Raw genomic sequence first — 19,235 nt, 5'->3', positions numbered from 1 at the left:
TGAATTAATTTTTAATTTTGGAAAGAGGAGGTGGATCATATGAAAAACAAGGATTTGCTTGAAAAATGGGATAAGGAGTATATTTGGCATCCATATACACAAATGAAGGAATATAAGGATTCAAAAAATCTGATCATAGAGAGGGGAGAAGGAAACTATTTAATTGATATAAATGGAAAAAGATATTTAGATGCTGTTTCTTCAATATGGTGCAATCTTTTTGGACATAGTAGAAGAGAGATAATAGATGCAATAAAAAAACAGGCCGAAAAAATCTGCCACTCAACACTATTGGGAAGTGCAAATGTTCCATCCATATTGTTGGCAAAAAAATTGATAGATATTATTCCAAACCATTTAACAAAAGTATTCTACTCTGAAGATGGAGCAGAAGCAGTAGAGATCGCAGTTAAAATGGCATACCAATACTACATATTAAGGGGAGATAAAGGGAGGAATAAATTCATCTCAGTTAAAGAAGGATACCATGGAGATACTGTTGGAGCGATGAGTGTTGGAGGAAGTGAACTCTTTCATGGAATTTTTAAACCTCTTCTTTTTAAAGGGTATCATGCTGATCCTCCTTACTGCTACCGATGCAAATACCACTCATTCAAAGACACTGATGAGAGAAATGAAAAAGGTTGTGATATGCGTTGTTTAGATGAGATGCTCGATCTAATTGAAAAAAAAGCAGATGAAGTATTTTGCGTTATTCTTGAAGGTGGAATTAGAGGATCTGCTGGAATGATCCCGTTTCCGGATGGATATATTGAAGGAGTAGCAAAGGCATGTAAAGAAAACGATGTTATATTTATTTTAGATGAAGTGGCCACAGGATTTGGAAGAACTGGAAAGATGTTTTTTTGTGATAACGAGAAGTTGAAAAAATTAAAAAAACCCGATATTTTATGTCTTGGAAAGGGTATAACAGGAGGATATTTACCATTAGCAGCTACGCTAACCACGGATGAGATATATAACCAATTTTTAGGAGAGTTTGGAGAAAGTAAGCAGTTCTACCATGGCCATACTTATACTGGAAATCAGCTCTTATGTTCAGCTGCACTGGCAACATTGGAGATATTCGAAAAAGAAAATATTTTAGAAGAAATACAACCCAAGATAAAACTTTTACATGAAAAACTAAAAAAGTTAAAGGAACTTGATCATGTTGGAGATGTGAGAGGAAGAGGGTTTATGATAGGAATAGAACTTGTAAAAGATAAAGAAACAAAAGAACCCTACCCTTATGGATATAAAGCTGGTTATAGAGTTGCTGAGAAATTATTAAAACGAGGAATATACATGAGACCAATTGGTAATGTGGTTATCTTAGTTCCACCACTTTCAATAACGGAAGAGGAGATTAACTATTTATGTGATTCACTCTATGAGGCAATAAAAGAGGCAGATCTATAATTCTCTATTAAAAATCTGAAAGATGGTGTATATGGAGATTGGATTAAGTGTTGAAGCAGAAAACAAGGTTGGAGTATTGCATAAACTAACTGGAATCATATATGAGCTTGGGGGTAATATAACCTACACTCAGCAGTTTATAAAAGAAGATCAGAACGTGGGATTTATATATATGGAAATAGAGGGAATAAAAAACTTAGGTCTTCTAAATAATAAACTTAAAGAATGCAAGCATGTAAAAAGGTTTGAAATTCACAACTCTCTGAAGAAGATATATGGTAAGAGAGTTATTATTGTTGGCGGAGGAGCACAAGTTGCAGAAGTTGCAAGAGGGGCTATAAGCGAAGCAGACCGACACAATATAAGAGGAGAGAGAATAAGCGTAGATACCCTCCCGATCGTTGGAGAGGAAAACTTATATGAGGCCGTTAAGGCAGTAGCCACTCTCCCACGAGTGGGAATTTTAGTATTAGCTGGCTCTTTAATGGGAGGAAAGATAACAGAGGCAGTTAAAGAGCTAAAAGAAAAGTCAGATATTCCCGTTATTAGCTTGAAAATGTTTGGATCGGTTCCTAAGGTAGTTGATCTTGTGGTTGGCGATCCCCTGCAAGCGGGAGTTTTGGCAGTAATGGCAATAGCAAAAACTGCAAAATTTGATATAAAGAAAGTTAAGGGCAGGATTCTATAAAAACCTTAAAAAAACATTAAAAAAAGATTAAAAAAGATTGATAAAAATAAAAAGGTTTATTCAAAAACCACTTCATTTAAAAATTTTTCACAGTAATGACATCTGATCCTTAATGGAGATGTATTTTCAATTTTAAATTTCCCTCTTATTCGTTCTTTATTGGTTATACAGTTTGGATTCGTGCATTTTAATATGCCTTCAATCTCATTCGGAATTTGTGGTTTGAGTTTTTCAACTACTCTTCCATTTCTAATAATGTTTATGGTTACATCTGGGGATATTAGCGATATTTTATCAACATCCTCTTTCTTTAACTCGATCCCTTCAATTTTTAAAATATCTTTTTTCCCTTTCTTTTTTGATGGAACATTTATAGCGATCATCACAGATGTTTCTTTTGGAACATTTAAAATCTTAAAAACAACTAATGCCTTTCCAGCGTCTATATGGTCTACAACTGTCCCATTTGTAATTTTTTTAACTTTTAACTCCTCCATAGAAATCACTTAAAATAAAAGTTTTTCATTCAATTTTAAGATGTAGGGTAATTAAAAATTGATTAAACTTGCCATAACAAAAAAGTTAAAAAAGTATTATAAAAAATTTATTATTTATATAAAACTCCTAAAAATAAAAAATAAAAGAATTAATTGTTATTAGGGATTATTTAATTGATACTAAGTTATTCCTCCTTTTTAAACTCTTCTGGATTGAATTCTTCTGGAATTTGGCCTTTAATTAACTTTCCGCTATGTTTCGGATGATATTTATCAAAGTCCGCCTCTAACTGTCTTAATACTGAGTCCAGTGATTCTTTCAAAACATCAATAAACTCCCATCTCTCATGCTCAGAAACGTAGGCAATATCTTCTCCTTCCGCTTCCAATTTATTTGGTAATGAGGCCTTTGGCCTACCCTCTCCAACATATAACTTGTTTGGTGTTTTAACATAGGTTGTTATTCTGTAATATGGAACTCCTCCTTTGTCCCTGTCTTTTTTAATTGTTATCTTTATCCAGTGTATCCTTCCAGCGTGTTTAACCATCTTTTTAACTTCTGTTGCGATAATTCTCTCAGCAAGATCTTTAAATTCAGGATCTAATGTCCCGTGCAATTCAATTTCAATCATGGCTCCTTTTTTCAATTCAGCAATATACTTAATAATATCCAATCTTGTTACGATCCCTTTTAATGATTTTCCTTTAACAACAGGCACTCCTCTAATATCATACTCTTGCATAACTCTTGCAGCATCAGCAGCACTTGCATCAGCATCTATTGTTATCAGTGGAGTGTTCATGATCAACTTAACTGGTTGTCCCATTCTTGGAACCTTCTCACCTTTAAAGTCCCCAGCAGTCATTTTTCTCTTTGGTTTAAAGACCTTTTTTAATATATCTACTTCCGTAACCATTCCAACAGGATTACCTTCGTCATCTACAACGACCAATCTTCCTATGTTATTATCTCTCATTAACGCTCTCGCCTTTCCTATAGAGTCGTTTTCATTAATGGTTATTACGTTTCTTGTCATTATCTTGGTAACTTTTGTGTCTTTCATTATTTTAGATCTCGCAACTCTTGCCATTATGTCATAATCTGTTATAATTCCAACCATCTTTCCAACATTATTGACTATTGGGGCTGCTCTTTGTCCACTATCTAACATCTCGCAAACTGCATCTAAAACAGGTGTGTCTTCATGAATGCAGTGTGCTTTATACATGAGTGATCTAACTTCTTCGTCTGTTGATGAGGCCAATAATAGATCTCTCATGCTTATTAAATAATACTCCTCCTTACCATCTTTTTTATCCACAACGATTAAATGATGAAATCCATTTTCCTCCATAATTCCGAGTGCTTTTGAAACAGGAGTATCAGGGCTTACTGTAACAACCTCTCTCGTCATTATCTCTTTTACTGGTTCACTCAACATTAATCTCACCTTAAAAAAACTTTTGACAATTTTATTATTTAGTGGAATTGGTATTTAAACCTTAACAGAGAAATTCAAAAAATGTAAATCTTCGAGTTAATATTAATCCTAAATATTCAAAAAAATTTTAAAATATTTAAAATTCCTTTTTATTACTAATTTTTTAGATGTTAATATAATGTATTATTTTTTATAAAAAAATCGTAAACTATATATACATAATCATACAAAATTTAATTTCGTAATACTACCTACATAAAAACCAACATAAAATAATAATAAATATTTGAATTATATTTAATCGTAATATCAAAATAACGAGGGGATTGCTAATGTTCGACTTCTTAAAGAATAAAAAGGCACTATCTCCAATACTTGCCCTACTAATAGTGTTAGGAGTTACAATAGTTGTAGGAGCAGTATTCTACGCATGGGGTAATGGATTGTTTAGCAGTAGTCAGCAAAAAACCCAGGGAGCTCTTGAAGGCACTACATCAAATATGTTCTATGATGCAAATGCAATCAGGGTCTCTGCAACGTGTATAAACAATATAAAACATCAAGAAGTTGATGATGACAGTTCTTGGCTTGGATTCCCAGCAGGTAATGGATACATTGGGATTCCTTCAACAAGTTCATGGGGCTCAAACGCAGTATATAACACCAAATATGGAACTGTATTTTATGATGAGAGATTTATCGTTCAAATACCTGTAACTATTGATACACAAGATTACAAATTAACAGGCGTTAAAGTCATTGGAGGAACTCCAGAGATAGTGAATATGGGAGGAACATATACAACCGCGTTTAAAAATAGTGATGTAAAGTTCTATTCCTACTGGCTACATTTAAATGATAACTATCAACTACTTGATAAGAATGGAAACGTGTTTGTAGGTTATATAAACTCTTCAGGCATGTATGAAGTTTCAAGTGGTTATGTAGTTGCATGGAATCAAACAAGAGATACCTATGGAGAATTATCTTCAAAAGTAGGAGTTTTAAATGAATCCCAGTGGACTGCAGTAGATTCTACTACAGGAATAGCTCCAATATTAGAAACCACGTGGCCAATGAATGATACTGCTTGTAGTAATGTTAAATTGTATACTGCAAGTGGAGAAGAGTTTAAACCAGCATTTGGAAACGGAACATTAGTAGCAACATGGTTCCTTAAACCAAAAGCGTTGGATTCATTATTTAACAATCCAGAATATGTTATAGGAACCTTACAGAAAAATTCAGAGACAACGGTAAATACTTACCTATTCTTCAACACCATAAAATTACCAAACTATAAAGGAACCACAAATGATGGATGGATGACCTTTGAAGTTCCATTAAAAGTTACATCAAATGAAGGTGTAAGTAAAGTAGTAAAAGTTGAATTCACTGTCTATGACAACTAAAAATTCAATTAAAATTAATAAACTTAACTTTTGTATTATTTTTTAATTATCTATTTTAATTTCCTTCTTTTTTCTAATATTGAAGATAATTTCTCTGCCAATGTAAAAATCATATCTTTATGTTTTAATCCGTAGATCCATCTTTTTGGAATACTTTTAAATCCAAAAAATGCTCCAGAAATTGCTCCATACATTGAAGCTAAGCTATCAGTATCCCTACCTGCATTTACACATGCAAGCATTCCGTCTTCAAAATTATCGGTTATAAGATAAGAAGCTATTGCAGATGGAACAACCTCCTCAGTTTTTACACCAGTTCCAAAATGATCAAACGCCTCTTCAAATTCCTTATTTATGAAATGTTTTATCTCTAAAATCCTTTTTGAAAAACTCTCATCAACATCTTTTATGAAATTACAGCACTCCTCTAAAAGATCAACATCCTTTCTACCTATCAACGCTTTACTAACAAAAAATGCAATAGATAAAGATCCTGCAATTGCTGTAGGATTATTATGCGTTATCTTTGATATTTTTATAACCTCCTCCTTTAACTTTTTATGATCATCATAAAACACTAAACCAAGGGGGTAAGCTCTCATTGCTGCTCCACAACTACTACTATCAACTCCAGAATAATCATTATTTTTTAATTTCTCTATTGCTGTTAAAGATGTTAACCCAATATCGGGAGGATTCTTTTTAGCCCATTCGATCAGGCATTTAGCAAATTTTTCAATATCTACACCATCCATATCTATTGAGTTTATAACACAGATTGCCTGTTCTGTATCATCAGTCCACTCTCCTTTTTCCAATTTTCCAGATAAATAATTTTTTGGTTCTACGTAATCGTCTACAAATCCATAAAGGGTTTTTATTTCATCTCGGGTTAGATTTTCAGTTGGCATTCCCAAGGCATCTCCAATAACTGCTCCAAAAACGGATCCAAATACTTTGTCTTTAAACTCGTTCATGCTATCTCCATACTCAATTTTTATATATCTATTTTGTGTAATATTTTCTCGTCATATTTTGGACAGTGTGTTATTGCCACTTATGTATGATTCGATAATATTGACAGTAGTTAATGTAGTATTTATGATAGTTTATGTCAATCACCATAACCACTTTAATCAGAATAAATTATAATTTAATTAATTTATAATTAACAACAACCCCCTAATAAAAATAATGTAATATGAGGGATGATTATGAGCGTTGATTTTAAAAAAATAGAAAAAAAATGGCAGGAAAAGTGGGAAAAAGCAAGATTATTTGAAGCAAATCCGGATGAAAGAGAAAAATTTTTTATAACAGCTGCTTTTCCTTATCTAAATGGTGTTTTACATGCAGGACATTTAAGAACATTTACAATCCCTGAAGTTGTTGCAAGATTTCAAAGAATGAAAAATAGAAATGTTCTATGGACGTTTGGTTATCACGTTACTGGAACTCCAATCTTGGGTTTGGCTGAATTGATAAAAAATAGGGATGAAAAAACCATTTGGGCTTATACTCAATTGCACGGAATTCCAGAGGAAGATCTTCTCGAATTAACAACCCCTGAGAAGATAGTGGAATACTTCTCAAAAAAAGCAGAAGAGGCATTTAAAAGAATGGGATTTAGTTTGGATTGGAGGAGAAATTTCAAAACAAGTGATGAAGTGTTTACCAAATTTATTGAGTGGCAATTCCATAAACTGAAAGAAAAAGGTTTAATCGTTAAGGGGTCTCATCCAGTTAGATACTGTCCAAGTTGCGATAATCCAGTAGAAGATCACGATATTTTAATAGGAGAAAACGCTACGCTGGTTGAATACACGTTAATAAAATTTACAACAGGAGATAATTGCATAATGCCAATGGCTACTTTGAGACCTGAGACGGTCTTTGGAGTAACAAACGTTTGGATTAATCCTGAAGCGACTTATGTGAAAGCAAAGGTCTATTTAGAGAAAGAGACAGATGAAGGTATTAAATTAATCGATAATGGAATATGGATAATGGCCAAGGAGTGTGCTGAAAAACTAAAACATCAGAATAGGAAAATTGAAATTATCGAAGAATTTAAAGGAGAAAAACTCGTAGGAAAAAAAGTCAAAAATCCAATTACTGGAAAAGAAGTTCCTATACTACCCGCTAAGTTTGTAAAAACCAATATTGGAACTGGCTGTGTTATGTCAGTTCCTGCTCATGCACCATACGATTACATTGCATTAAGGGATTTAGGTTTAGTTGATAAAATTGGACTTATTTCTCTAATAAAGCTTCCAAATTATGGAAAGTTTCCTGCAAAAGAGATTGTTGAAAAGATGGGGATAAAAAGTCAGGAAGAAGAGGATAAATTGGAAGAAGCAACTAAGAAAATTTATAAAGAAGAATTCCATAAGGGGGTTTTAAATGAAAATTGTATCGGTTATGAAGGACTCGCTGTAAAGGAAGTTAAAGATAAACTAACAAAAGACCTAATTGAAAAAGGTCTCGCAGAGATAATGTATGAATTTAGCGAAGAAAAGGTTGTTTGCAGATGTGGGGCTCCGTGCATGGTGAAGATGGTTAAAGGGCAGTGGTTTATTAAATATTCAGACGAAAAATGGAAAGAATTAGCGCATAAATGTATTGATAGGATGAAATTTATCCCAGAAAATTTAAGGCAGGTCTTTCATGAAAAGATCGATTGGATGAAAGACAAGGCATGTGTTAGAAGAAGGGGCTTAGGGACTAAGTTCCCATTTGAAGAGGGCTGGGTTATAGAATCATTATCTGATTCAACGATATATCCTGCTTATTACACTATTGCTAAATATATAAATCAATACAACATAAAACCTGAACAACTGACCTTAACTTTATTTGACTATGTATTTTTAGGAAAAGGGAATATTGATGATATTGAAAAAGAAACAGGAATATCAAAGGATATTATAAAAAACATGAGGGAGGAGTTTCTTTATTACTATCCAGTCGATTGGAGATGCTCAGCCAAGGACTTAATTCCAAACCATTTAACCTTCTATATATTCAATCATGTGGCAATATTTCCAGAGGAACACTGGCCGAGAGGAATAGTGGTTAACGGTTATGTTACAATTGAGGGTAAAAAACTCTCTAAATCGAAAGGTCCTGTATTGCCCGTCTTAGAGGTTGCTGAAAAGTTTGGAGCAGATGTGGGAAGGTTTTACATAACAACATGTGCAGAACTTCCTCAAGATGCAGATATAAAATTCAAAGAGATGGAAAATACAAAAAAGGTTTTAGAAAGGATTTATTTCTTAACAAAAGAAGTTGCAGATAGGAAAAAAACAGAAAAAGTTAAAGAGGAATTAACATATATCGATCAGTGGTTGCTAAGTGTTTTAAATAGAGCAATAAAACAGTATAGTGAATTTATGGACAACTTTGAACTTAGAAAAGCAGGTATTTTAATTTATCAACTACTGGATAACTTAAAATGGTATAAAAGAAGAGGAGGGGATAATTTAAACGTTTTAGAAGAATTTTTGGAAGTTTTAATTAAGTTAATGTGTCCATTTACTCCCCATATATGTGAAGAGATGTGGGAGATCTTAGGAAAAGAGGGCTTTGTTTCCATCTCTAAATTCCCAGATGTTAATGAGGACTTAATAAATGAAGAAATAGAAAAGGGAGAGGAGTATTTAAAGGCAATTATGGAAGATATAAAAGAAATAATAAACGTTGCTAAGGTTAAACCAAAAAAAATATATTTATACACTGCTGATGATTGGAAATATGATCTATTGAAAATAATAAAAGAAAACGAAGGAAAAACCATTAAAGAATTAATGCCGATTATTATGAAAGATAGCAAATTTAGAAAATATGGAAAAGAAATTCCAAAAGTAGTTAATCAACTAATAAAAAACAATTCTGAATTAATTAACGAAGTTAAAGTATTAGAAAATGCTAAGGAATTTTTAAAGAAAGAATTTGATGTTGAAGATGTGATAATAAATGGGGAAGATAAGGCAAAGAAAAAAAGACATGCACTTCCGTTTAAACCCGCTATTTACTTAGAATAGTAAAAAGTAAAAATATCTCAAATTCTTTTAATAAAATCTTTTAATAAAATTTTGACTATCTTTTTGAACATAATAACAACTTTTTTATATTATTATGGGCATTTATATTATTGGAAGGCATTAGTTTTTTGAATGTTTTAAATTTTTTGATTGGTTTTTATTATTTTCCCATATTTAAATATTTCAAATTTTTATAAATTACACTATATCTTTCAATTTAATTAATTCAATTATTCTGATTGATTTACATGGGGGGTGAGATGATGGAAACAAAATTATTGAGTGAAGAGAAAACAGTCAACTACAAAATATTTACAGAGGTGTTTTCTCCACTACCCGAAATTGGAGAGATCTTAGAGGAGAGTGAAAGTTTAGAAGAAGCGAGAAATAAGTTATTTGACTATTTAAAGGAATTAGAATGGGAGATTAGAACAGGAAGAAAAGTATTTAACAATGAGATAGACCGTTGGCTCTCATTAACAGCCATAAATGTATTTTTAAATATAATATCAAAAAATAACGAAAAATTAGCAGGATTTAGCACCCTAAAATATTTGTGGAAGGCATATAAAGGAGATGAAGATGCGTTAAAAGAGATTGGAGAAGGTTTTATTGAAGAATTTAAACATATATTTTTAGCAATATCTGGAAAGGCAGATTATTCCCTTGGTTTTTTAGGAGAGAGATTACTTGAAGAAGGGATAAAATTTATCGATTTTAGTAAATTGAAAGGTAGAGATGCAGGAATTGCACGATCTAACTTTTTAGACAAGGTCTATGATATTATGAGGGAGTATATAAGCAGATACCCAAGTGGATTAGATAAAAGAGTAATATTAAAAAGAAAAAAGAATAAAGAAACTTTAAAAGAGTTCTTTGGTATAACTGATGAAGAGTGGTTTAATTACAAGTGGCAATTTAAAAATGTCCTAAGAGGTTTAAAAGGTGTTGAAATATTAAAAAAACTTAGAGAAGAAACGAATTTTAAAATATCTGACGATGATTTAGAGATTATTGAAAAAGCAGTTAAGAATGGCATTCCATTTGGATTAACTCCCTATTATCTCCATTTATTTGATTTTGAAAATCCCTACGTTGAGGACTTAGCAGTTAGAAGGCAAGTGATTCCACCGGAGTGGTATGTTGAAAAGATGATCGAGCATAAAGAAGATAGAGATACTGCCTTTGACTTTATGGGAGAACATGACACATCTCCAATCGATCTAATTACAAGAAGATATGTAACAATAGCGATAGTGAAACCTTATGAATCATGCCCACAGATCTGCGTCTATTGCCAGAGAAACTGGATGGTGCAGGACTTTGATGCCAAGGCATTTAAAGGTTGGGAAAAGATCGAGAAGGCATTAGATTGGTTTGCTGAGCATGATTCTATGATTGAAATTCTTATAACAGGAGGAGATCCATTCAGTTTAAGTGATAAAGCCATTGAGAGAATGTTAAATAGAATATCTGAAATGAACCACGTTGTAGGGGTCAGATTTGGAACAAGAACAATAGTAACAGCCCCGATGAGAATAACTGATGAGTTGGCAGAGTTATTGGGAAGTTTTGAAAAGAGGATCATGATCTCAACACATGTGGAAAGTTGCTATGAAATAACTCCAGAAGTTAAAGATGCCGTAGAAAAACTCAATAAAAATAAAATTTACGTCTATAATCAACATGTATTCCACAGATATGTAAGTAGAAGATTTGAAAATGTAGCTTTAAGGATAGCTTTAAAGAAAGTTGGAATCATTCCTTACTATACGTTTTATCCAAAAGGAAAGATGGAACATAAAGATTACTTGGTTCCAATTGCAAGATTAGCCCAAGAAGTTAAAGAAGAAGCGAGATTACTACCCGGCTCGTTTAGAACAGACGAACCAATATTCAACGTCCCAAGAATGGGAAAAAATCACTTGAGGGCTTGGCAGGATAGAGAGTTGATAGCGATAAAACCAGATGGAGGGAGAGTTTATTTAATGCATCCATGGGAAAAAGGAATATATCCAACTAAACTCTACACCTACAAAGATGTGCCAATTAAAGAATACTTAGACAGTTTAAAAGAGATCGGAGAAAATATCGAGGAGTATAGGACTATATGGTATTACTATTAAAATTTTTAATTTTAAAATAAAATTTTTCAGATTTTCTATTTTATTTATTTTACGTTAATTTTATTTTTTAGATGTATTTTAGATTTTGCTGGAAAAGCATTTTAATTGATTTTTGTTAATTAGACCTCCATTTAATTATTAATTTAAATTCATCTTTTGTTTTATTTTATCGTTATCATAACTGACAACTCTAAAACTTTTAATAAAATATTACACTTAGTATATACATTCATGAATATATGATTTTATAGATTAACGAAAAGTATTTATATTAGAAGCATAGATGTATGTGGCTTCACGAACGGAGATGGTAATATTTGAAAGTAGAAAAATATTATGGGGAAGTAAAAAGTAAAAGGAGGGGATAAGATGGACATAAAAACAGCAAAATTAAAAATATTGGCAAAAATATTGATAATGTTGTCAGCAATTGTAGTGGGAGCTTCATTTAGTGGATGCGTAAATGACAGCAAAAGTGAGGCAAATGAATTAATCAAAATGCTTCCCTACAATTACAATGGATTTATATATGTTAATTTTGAGACACTTAAGGGAGAGGAGTCATCACAATACCGCTCAAAAATTTTAAATATGCTAAAAATAAGGAATACAAACGAAGATGAGACAGGAATATATATAAACAAAACAAAGAGAATGATATTTGGAGGAAGCAGTTATGACAACTTCGTTATGATAATTGAAGGGGACTACGACTTTGATAAATTTAAAAATCATCTTAAAAAAGTTGGAATAAACCCAACAGAGGAGTATGAGGGATTTAAAATATATACAAAACCTGATGAGGAATTTGCACTAACAATATATAAGGATATGATAATTGCAGGAACTAAACAGGGAGTTCGTGAGTGTATAGATGTAATCAAAGGTAAGGAAGAATCCTTATTGAAAAATGAAGGAGTTATGGATATATATGATAAACTTCCGTCAGATGCTTGTGTTTATGAAGTTAGAAACGCTTACGATCCTTGGGATAATACGATAGCAGATGGATCGTCAATATCTTTCGAAGATAACAACATGGTTAAAATAGTTAGAGTTGAAAAATACAAGGATGAAGAAACTGCAAAAGAAAAATATGAAGAGTTATTAAAGAAAAAGGAGAGAGATAAAGAGGATATAGAAAAGAAAGGAATTAAGGTTGATATAAAATTGGATGGGCAGTATGTAATTGTAGAAGTTGAAGGGCCAGAAAATGAAGCAAACTTTTAACTTTTTACCTTTTTTTCAACATAGATCTAAACTTGCATCAATTCATTAACTTATTTATACTATAATGATCATTAGAACATTAAATAAGGTGTTTGGGGATGTGAATGAAAAAAATTGGTATTCTTGAGATAATCGTAATATTGGCAATTATTATCACTTCTGCCTCAATTGCATACAAATTCTACTCCGGCAGTGAAAGTAAATATGAATTTAGTGGAGATCAAATGTATAAATGTGCATGGATATGTGAAAAAATTCTAAACAAAAAGTTTCCACTAAACGCCACAATTATCGGTAGATGGACAGCAACAAAAAAACCATTCAAAGGAGAGGTGGAGATATATAACGCGAGAGGAGGGACGTTATATGCTATATACAACAACACTCCCATAACCATTGGAGGAGAGATGGCTTATGAGGAGGATATTGCAGCATCTAAGATTTTATTGAAGCCAGTTGGAAAATCAATGATCGTTTACAACGTAAAGCCGATAGAAGGAAGGACGTTAAATAACGTGTATGTAAACCTTACAAATGATATAACCCATTCCTTAGGTTTGGAAAAATATAAAAATCTCAAAATTTTAGATGTTGAGGTTAGTGGAGATGTAGGGGTTGATTCTACAACTTTCTCTCCAGTTCAGAGGCAGATGATCTTAAATAAATTTGATGCTGAAATTAAAAAAGGAATGAATATTTATTTTGTGGAAAAAGGATTTATAATCAGTGGAACTACAAATTTAAATACGTTAAAAAATTTGAACAACTATGTAAACAGTTCTGAGGTATTAACATCCAAATTAAAAGTATATATTGTTCTAAACAACACTTTAAATCAGATACCAAAAGAAATAAAGGATAATTATGCCATCATTACGCTTAATTAAAAACGAAAGGTTGGAACTTCACCATCTCTTTGTATTAATCGCATGCATTTATTTAATATTCTCAAATATATCGATTATCTCTGCATTCGTCTTTTTAATTTCTGCACTATTTTTCTATATCTCCTTTATAGTAGGAAAAAAACTATATTCAAAGTTCTCAACTCTCCCCAATTTCAATGAAAAAAAACACTATACTTTTGGATTAATATTAATGATTATTGGTTTAATCTTTATTATAGCAGATCTACTTTGGGTTAGAGACGTTCCACTTTTCGATCCCTTATCAAGAAGATTTCTTAGCGTTTACTTTACCACTTTTTCACATCTCTTCCTCTTAGGTTGGGCAATCGTAATTGCTTCAACAAATATCGAAAGGAAAAAAGTTATTGCATATACAGCAGTGTTTGCAGTGCTTATTATGCTTCTTGGATATAGAACTAATGTATTAGTTTTATTAATCTCAAGTATTATTGTTTTATACTACAAAGGAGATATATCGAATAGGGAATTATTTAAATATGGAATAGGGGTGTTTGCAGTTTTAATATTTCTTTCAGCGTTGAGGTTGTATGTTTTAGGTGTTGGAGGAAATCCAATAACATCAAGGATAGAGTTAACAATGTCTGTCTATGATATTATTTTTAACAATTTTAACGGAATTTTTAATGGGTATATTCACTACTCAGCTGTTTTTTCATATCTTGGGATGTGTAGCGGTGCAAGGACTGTAATCGCTCATATATTGGGTATATATGGAGTTAGCATAACCCCAACCATCGTGGGAGCGGTTGTTGGGGATTATGGAACTCTTGCAGTTATTCCATATTTTGGAATTTTAGGGATATTTTTAGGTTTCTTTTATAAACTGTCCGAAAGATTAAAAGGGATATATTTAGGGGTCTATGGGATCTTATTTGCGTATACACTTATAGCCATTGAGAGTGGAATTTTAGATTTAGATGTAATAATATACTATTTATTTGGAATGTTGTTGTGTATTTATGCATTAATTTCTGGAAAGTTAAAAAATTTAAAAAATTTAAAGGGATTTTGAAATGAGAAGAATAGAAAAAATAATGGGAGAAATAAAATATACTGTGGCAAAAATAGATATATTTCATCCTGTTTTAATTGTGATTTTTGGTTATACGGCAATTTTCTTACTTGCAACTCCATATTTAAAAAATTTCAGTATATTTGAACTTTTTAAAATTTTTTTAGTTATTGTGTTATTTATCTTCGGCTTTTCTATTCCTTTCTTTATTGATAACCTCCTTAAAAGGATTGGACTAACTAAAACAATATTCAATAATAAAGGTAATATAAAAATAAAAAATAATATACTAATATACATATTCTTGTTATTATTTTCTCTTTTTTCAATTTTTGGAGCATTTATTGCAACACGCTCTCTTCTTCTCGCAATAATATATTTGTTGTTTATTCTTGGTGTTGTAGAGATATTTATTAAACTACATAGAACAAAAATAATTAATTATATGATGCTTACAGTTGGAATACTGTCTTTTTTATTAATTGTTGTAGTTTATGGTGGAATTCCCCTGTTTAACTATGATATAAGGATGGCAATAAATTCAGAGCCGTTGAGATTAATTGCAACAGGAGCACTTGTATATTCAGGCATTGAAAACAAATTCTTCTTTATAATATCTTTTTTGATATTAATTTTACTTGGATATAAAGCAGGTGTGTTAATGCTATTTGTTGCATATATTGCTTATAATCGAGTCAATATCTCTCTTAAAAAAATGATTTTTCTTGCTATTGTTGCATTGCTTCTTCTTGGAGTTATGGGAAAGATTATTTTACTTTCATCTCATCAGCATTGGAAATTAGATCCATTAAGTTTGTTGTCATACAGGGCATACTTTGATCTTCAAGTTTTAAACAAAATAATCAATGGAGGAGTTTTGACTTTGGGCGGGATAACCTTAGTTCCCAATGGAGAAGAAAAAATTGGAGAAATACTTTTCAATTATAAACATAATATAACAACCACTCTCTTTGGAACACTATATTTAGATTATGGCATATATGGAATAATTGTATCAATGATCTTGGGGGCAATGTCAAAATATATATATCAAGGAGACAAAAAACTCTATGCAATTTACGCATCGATCTTGCTATCTTACTGTGAGATAGGCATAAACTATGGCTTTCTCATCGTTCTGTTTTTGTTTTTGTATATAAATTCAAAGCTTAAATATTCAAATGACTATTTGAAATATAAAAATTAGATTATAAAAGGAATTAAAAAAAGAAGTAAAGTAAAATGAGGATAAAGTAAAACAAAATAAACAAAAAGGGATTGATATGAAATTTATTATAAAGACACAGAAAGGATTTGAAAATATTGTTGTAAATAATCTTAAAGAGGTTATTGATAATTTTAACTATGAATTAACCCCAAACGGTTATCAAGGAATTGTTATTATCGAAACTGAAAAAGATATTGAAGAAGAACTTTTAAAGATCCCAGAAGTTGAGAGAGTTTTAAAAGTTTATTTTGAGACAGAAGCAGATTTTGATAAGATAGTCAACTTAGCAGAAAAAATAAAAGATCATATACAAGAAAACGAGACCTTCGCAGTAGAAACTAAAAAAAGAGGAAAACATGAATTTAGTTCTTCAGATGTAAATATTGTTTTAGGGGCTAAGATTAAAGACCTAACAAACGCTACCGTTGATTTAACCCATCCCAATAAAGTTGTTCATGTAGAGATTTTTAAAGATAAAGCATATATCTCAATAACTCCCGGAGAAAAATACAGAAAATATACAAAAGAAAAAAGAAACGCAAGAGATCTATTTAAAAAGGTTGTTGTTGTTCAAATGCCATATTTGGGAGAAAAGATCGTATGTAAAAAATTTGGAGAGGCGATTGGAAGATCCGCTCAAGGGTTTGAAATTAAAGAGTTAATTATATCCCCAAAAGAAAAAGTAAATGCTTACGAGTTGATGGAGTTCATTAAAGGAGTTAAAATTGGACAGCAGTCAAGATATGAAATTCAAAAGAGGGCCTATCCTTTTGATATAAAGTTAGTTCCAATAACTGTTCAAGATCTTTATCAGGTAGTTAGAGATAAGAGAAGAGATAATCGACTGCTGATTATAACAGATCCAAAAGGAGATGAGTTGTCTAAAATTAGAGATAACTTGCAGAAAGATCTTAGAAAAAAGAAAGAAGTTATAATATTTTGTGGATCAAGAGAAGGAATTCCAAGAGGTCTTTTTAGATTTGCAGATTACGTTATAGATTTAGCCCCTCATATGACCTTTGCTACGGAGCACGCGATCCCTGCCGCTTTAATAGCACTTTGGACAATTTATAGTCAAGAAGAGTAATTGTGTCGCTTATTTAATTTCTTAATTATTTTAAATTAAAAATAGGGACTAAAAATAGTTATTTTTTATATTATAATTTCGTTTTTTTAATCTTTAAATTGATGAATAAGGTTACACTGCACCCACTATGGGGTGCAGTGAAAAATTGTGCACCCTGTCTACTTTGAGACAGGGTTAAATCGTTTAATCAACTATAATTTTAATTTCAAGTTTTTATTATTTAAGATTTTTGGTTCTTTTATTATTATATTTACGTGTTTTTATACATTTTTATATCTTTTTTTATTTTTATTTTTTCATTTAGTATGATAATTTTAACATTATTTATTACTAAGTATTAACCCATCAAATTAAATTCATTTTTAATAACTATTAAGTTATCTTTTGTAGTAATAAACTATTTAAATAGTAAGGCAACTTAGGTAATATTAAGTATTACAAAAAATGGAACAATATAAAAATCAATTATTATGGTGATGATTATGGAACTTTTATATGCTATAACTGCATTCATACTCGGAATGTTGCATGCCTTAGAGCCAGGGCATGGAAAAAGTGTTGTTGCTGCCTATATCTTAGGAACAAAAGCAGGTCTAAAAGATGCAATATTGTTGGGAACCACAATAACCATATCCCATACAGCAGTGATATTTCTACTTGGTATTCTTTCTCTCTTCCTATTAGAAAGTTTAAACATCGATGTGGTTCATGATGTCATGAGTGCAGTTGGAGGAATTATACTGATCCTCGTGGGTATGTGGATAATAAAACAGTATATAAAACCCCACGAGCATAAGATCGATACAAAAAAGGGAGTTATCGCCTTAGGATTATCTGCTGGATTAGTTCCATGTCCAGCGGCATTGGCTGTTCTTCTCCTTTCCCTTTCATCAGGAAATTTAATGGATGGTTTGATGTATGTTGCGATATTTAGCGCTGGGTTGGCAATATCATTAACTGGCTTAGCAGCTGCATTTGTAGAGAGTAAGGAATTGATTAAAAAATATATAGGAAATAGAAACATCTCCAAACTTCCCTTGATAAGCGGAAGTGTAATAATTATCATAGGACTTTATACAATCCTTCATCCTATATTAGAGCATCTTTATTTATAACTTTTATTTATTTATTATAAATTCAAAATAAATTCAATAATTTAATTAAATACCCATCTCCTCTTTCATCTTCTCTTTTGCCTTCCTTTTAAGATAATAGTTTCCCACGACCCCTGAGACAATTGGTAAAGGAGTTAAGATATAAACAATCCCTCCAAAAACCCCAAGAATCTTTTTATAAAGTTTTATCGAGTTTATAGTGTTATCTTCCACATTGAAAAATAGCGATTTTATTAATTTTTTCTCTGACTTATAAACGATCTTATAACTCCAAAGTATTGCTTGATATAGTGGAGTCGGCTTTCCTGCGAATGTTGTTCTTTTTTTACGTATGGCAGTGTAGAGGTCTTCTGAGGAGTTTCCTTCAAATAATGTATAGGCATTCCCAACCATTTTGGCTATATGGGCATCACTCCCCCCTATAAACGCAAATGGCTTTTTATGGTAGTTTTTTATTACTCTATTTAGTGCGATGTTGTTTACAATTCCATCACGATGATATGCGTTAAAAACTTCAACTCCATCAAGCTCCAGCTCAAATATTTTATCTCCAAGGGCTTTACATATTGGACTATAAGGATGAGGAGCTACTGCTAACCCTCCTTGCTCTTTAATTTTCTCTATCGTTTCTTCAGGAGTTAGACCTTTTGGAACATCCTCATTTAAAAATAGTCCTATGATCTCCCCCTGAGATGTCATTATTTCGCTTCCAATTATAACTTCAACACCAAACTCCTTTTCTATTTTTTTCGCTTCTATTCCGCCTCGTATGGTGTTATGATCAGTTATTGCCACAATGTCTATTCCTCTTTTCTTAGCCATTTTTAAAATACATTTTGGCTCTTCCACTGAATCAGGAAATTTAAGTTTCCAAAATCTTCCAATACCCGAGTATTTTGTATGAATGTGCAGATCCGCTTTCATATTCCCTCCTTAATTATTTATAATGCCATTCAATAGATTTACTCAAATATCCTATATGATAATTTTAATATAATTTAATA

15 protein-coding genes are annotated in these 19,235 nt (G+C 31.5%); 11 read left to right on the top strand and 4 right to left on the bottom strand.

Going from position 1 to position 19,235, the window contains the following annotated elements:
• Positions 1 to 39: 39 nt before the first annotated feature.
• Positions 40 to 1,422, top strand: a complete 1,383-nt coding sequence (gene bioA, locus METVU_RS04200; protein ID WP_015732936.1) for an adenosylmethionine--8-amino-7-oxononanoate transaminase — start codon at positions 40 to 42, stop codon at positions 1,420 to 1,422.
• Positions 1,423 to 1,453: 31 nt separating this feature from the next.
• Entirely contained in the window at positions 1,454 to 2,110 is a 657-nt protein-coding gene (locus METVU_RS04195; protein ID WP_048196792.1) for a DUF5612 domain-containing protein, read from the top strand.
• A 56-nt stretch (positions 2,111 to 2,166) separates the two neighbouring features.
• On the opposite strand, the gene pyrI is transcribed toward METVU_RS04195, so the two are convergent.
• The gene (gene pyrI / locus METVU_RS04190; protein ID WP_015732934.1) at positions 2,167 to 2,607 is read right to left on the bottom strand and encodes an aspartate carbamoyltransferase regulatory subunit; all 441 of its coding nucleotides are present in this window, start codon (positions 2,605 to 2,607) and stop codon (positions 2,167 to 2,169) included.
• Positions 2,608 to 2,792: 185 nt separating this feature from the next.
• The gene (locus tag METVU_RS04185; protein ID WP_015732933.1) at positions 2,793 to 4,049 is read right to left on the bottom strand and encodes a CBS domain-containing protein; all 1,257 of its coding nucleotides are present in this window, start codon (positions 4,047 to 4,049) and stop codon (positions 2,793 to 2,795) included.
• Positions 4,050 to 4,381: 332 nt separating this feature from the next.
• On the opposite strand from METVU_RS04185, the gene METVU_RS04180 reads away from it, so the two are divergent.
• Positions 4,382 to 5,461, top strand: a complete 1,080-nt coding sequence (locus METVU_RS04180; protein ID WP_015732932.1) for an archaellin/type IV pilin N-terminal domain-containing protein — start codon at positions 4,382 to 4,384, stop codon at positions 5,459 to 5,461.
• A gap of 50 nt (positions 5,462 to 5,511) precedes the next feature.
• Here the strand turns inward: METVU_RS04180 and METVU_RS04175 are convergent, their stop codons facing one another.
• A complete protein-coding gene (locus METVU_RS04175; RefSeq protein ID WP_015732931.1) occupies positions 5,512 to 6,438 on the bottom strand; it encodes an ADP-ribosylglycohydrolase family protein in 927 nt (308 codons plus the stop codon).
• 237 nt (positions 6,439 to 6,675) lie between these two features.
• Between METVU_RS04175 and leuS the strand changes: the two genes are divergently transcribed.
• The 8 genes from leuS (at position 6,676) to METVU_RS04135 (ending at position 18,231) form a co-directional block, all read left to right on the top strand.
• Entirely contained in the window at positions 6,676 to 9,504 is a 2,829-nt protein-coding gene (leuS, locus tag METVU_RS04170) for a leucine--tRNA ligase (RefSeq protein ID WP_015732930.1), read from the top strand.
• A gap of 260 nt (positions 9,505 to 9,764) precedes the next feature.
• Entirely contained in the window at positions 9,765 to 11,630 is a 1,866-nt protein-coding gene (locus tag METVU_RS04165; RefSeq protein ID WP_015732929.1) for a KamA family radical SAM protein, read from the top strand.
• Between the two features lie 369 nt (positions 11,631 to 11,999).
• Positions 12,000 to 12,860, top strand: a complete 861-nt coding sequence (locus METVU_RS09070) for a hypothetical protein (protein ID WP_015732928.1) — start codon at positions 12,000 to 12,002, stop codon at positions 12,858 to 12,860.
• A gap of 104 nt (positions 12,861 to 12,964) precedes the next feature.
• Positions 12,965 to 13,747, top strand: a complete 783-nt coding sequence (locus METVU_RS04155) for a TrmB family transcriptional regulator sugar-binding domain-containing protein (protein ID WP_015732927.1) — start codon at positions 12,965 to 12,967, stop codon at positions 13,745 to 13,747.
• Positions 13,725 to 14,801, top strand: coding sequence for an oligosaccharide repeat unit polymerase family protein (locus tag METVU_RS04150; RefSeq protein WP_015732926.1), 1,077 nt, complete (start codon positions 13,725 to 13,727; stop codon positions 14,799 to 14,801). The genes METVU_RS04155 and METVU_RS04150 overlap by 23 nt, the downstream gene beginning before the upstream one ends.
• A gap of 1 nt (position 14,802) precedes the next feature.
• Positions 14,803 to 16,008, top strand: a complete 1,206-nt coding sequence (locus METVU_RS04145) for a hypothetical protein (protein ID WP_015732925.1) — start codon at positions 14,803 to 14,805, stop codon at positions 16,006 to 16,008.
• Positions 16,009 to 16,084: 76 nt separating this feature from the next.
• A complete protein-coding gene (locus METVU_RS04140; RefSeq protein ID WP_015732924.1) occupies positions 16,085 to 17,116 on the top strand; it encodes an SPOUT family RNA methylase in 1,032 nt (343 codons plus the stop codon).
• Between the two features lie 470 nt (positions 17,117 to 17,586).
• The gene (locus METVU_RS04135; RefSeq protein WP_015732923.1) at positions 17,587 to 18,231 is read left to right on the top strand and encodes a HoxN/HupN/NixA family nickel/cobalt transporter; all 645 of its coding nucleotides are present in this window, start codon (positions 17,587 to 17,589) and stop codon (positions 18,229 to 18,231) included.
• A 45-nt stretch (positions 18,232 to 18,276) separates the two neighbouring features.
• On the opposite strand, the gene METVU_RS04130 is transcribed toward METVU_RS04135, so the two are convergent.
• Entirely contained in the window at positions 18,277 to 19,155 is an 879-nt protein-coding gene (locus tag METVU_RS04130; RefSeq protein WP_015732922.1) for a PHP domain-containing protein, read from the bottom strand.
• Positions 19,156 to 19,235: the final 80 nt, after the last annotated feature.

It is taken from the genome of Methanocaldococcus vulcanius M7, assembly GCF_000024625.1.
Classification (GTDB): domain Archaea; phylum AGJL01; class Methanococci; order Methanococcales; family Methanocaldococcaceae; genus Methanocaldococcus; species Methanocaldococcus vulcanius.
Note: the sequence above shows the minus strand (reverse complement) of the source record. Positions and strands in the feature narration are given on the sequence as shown.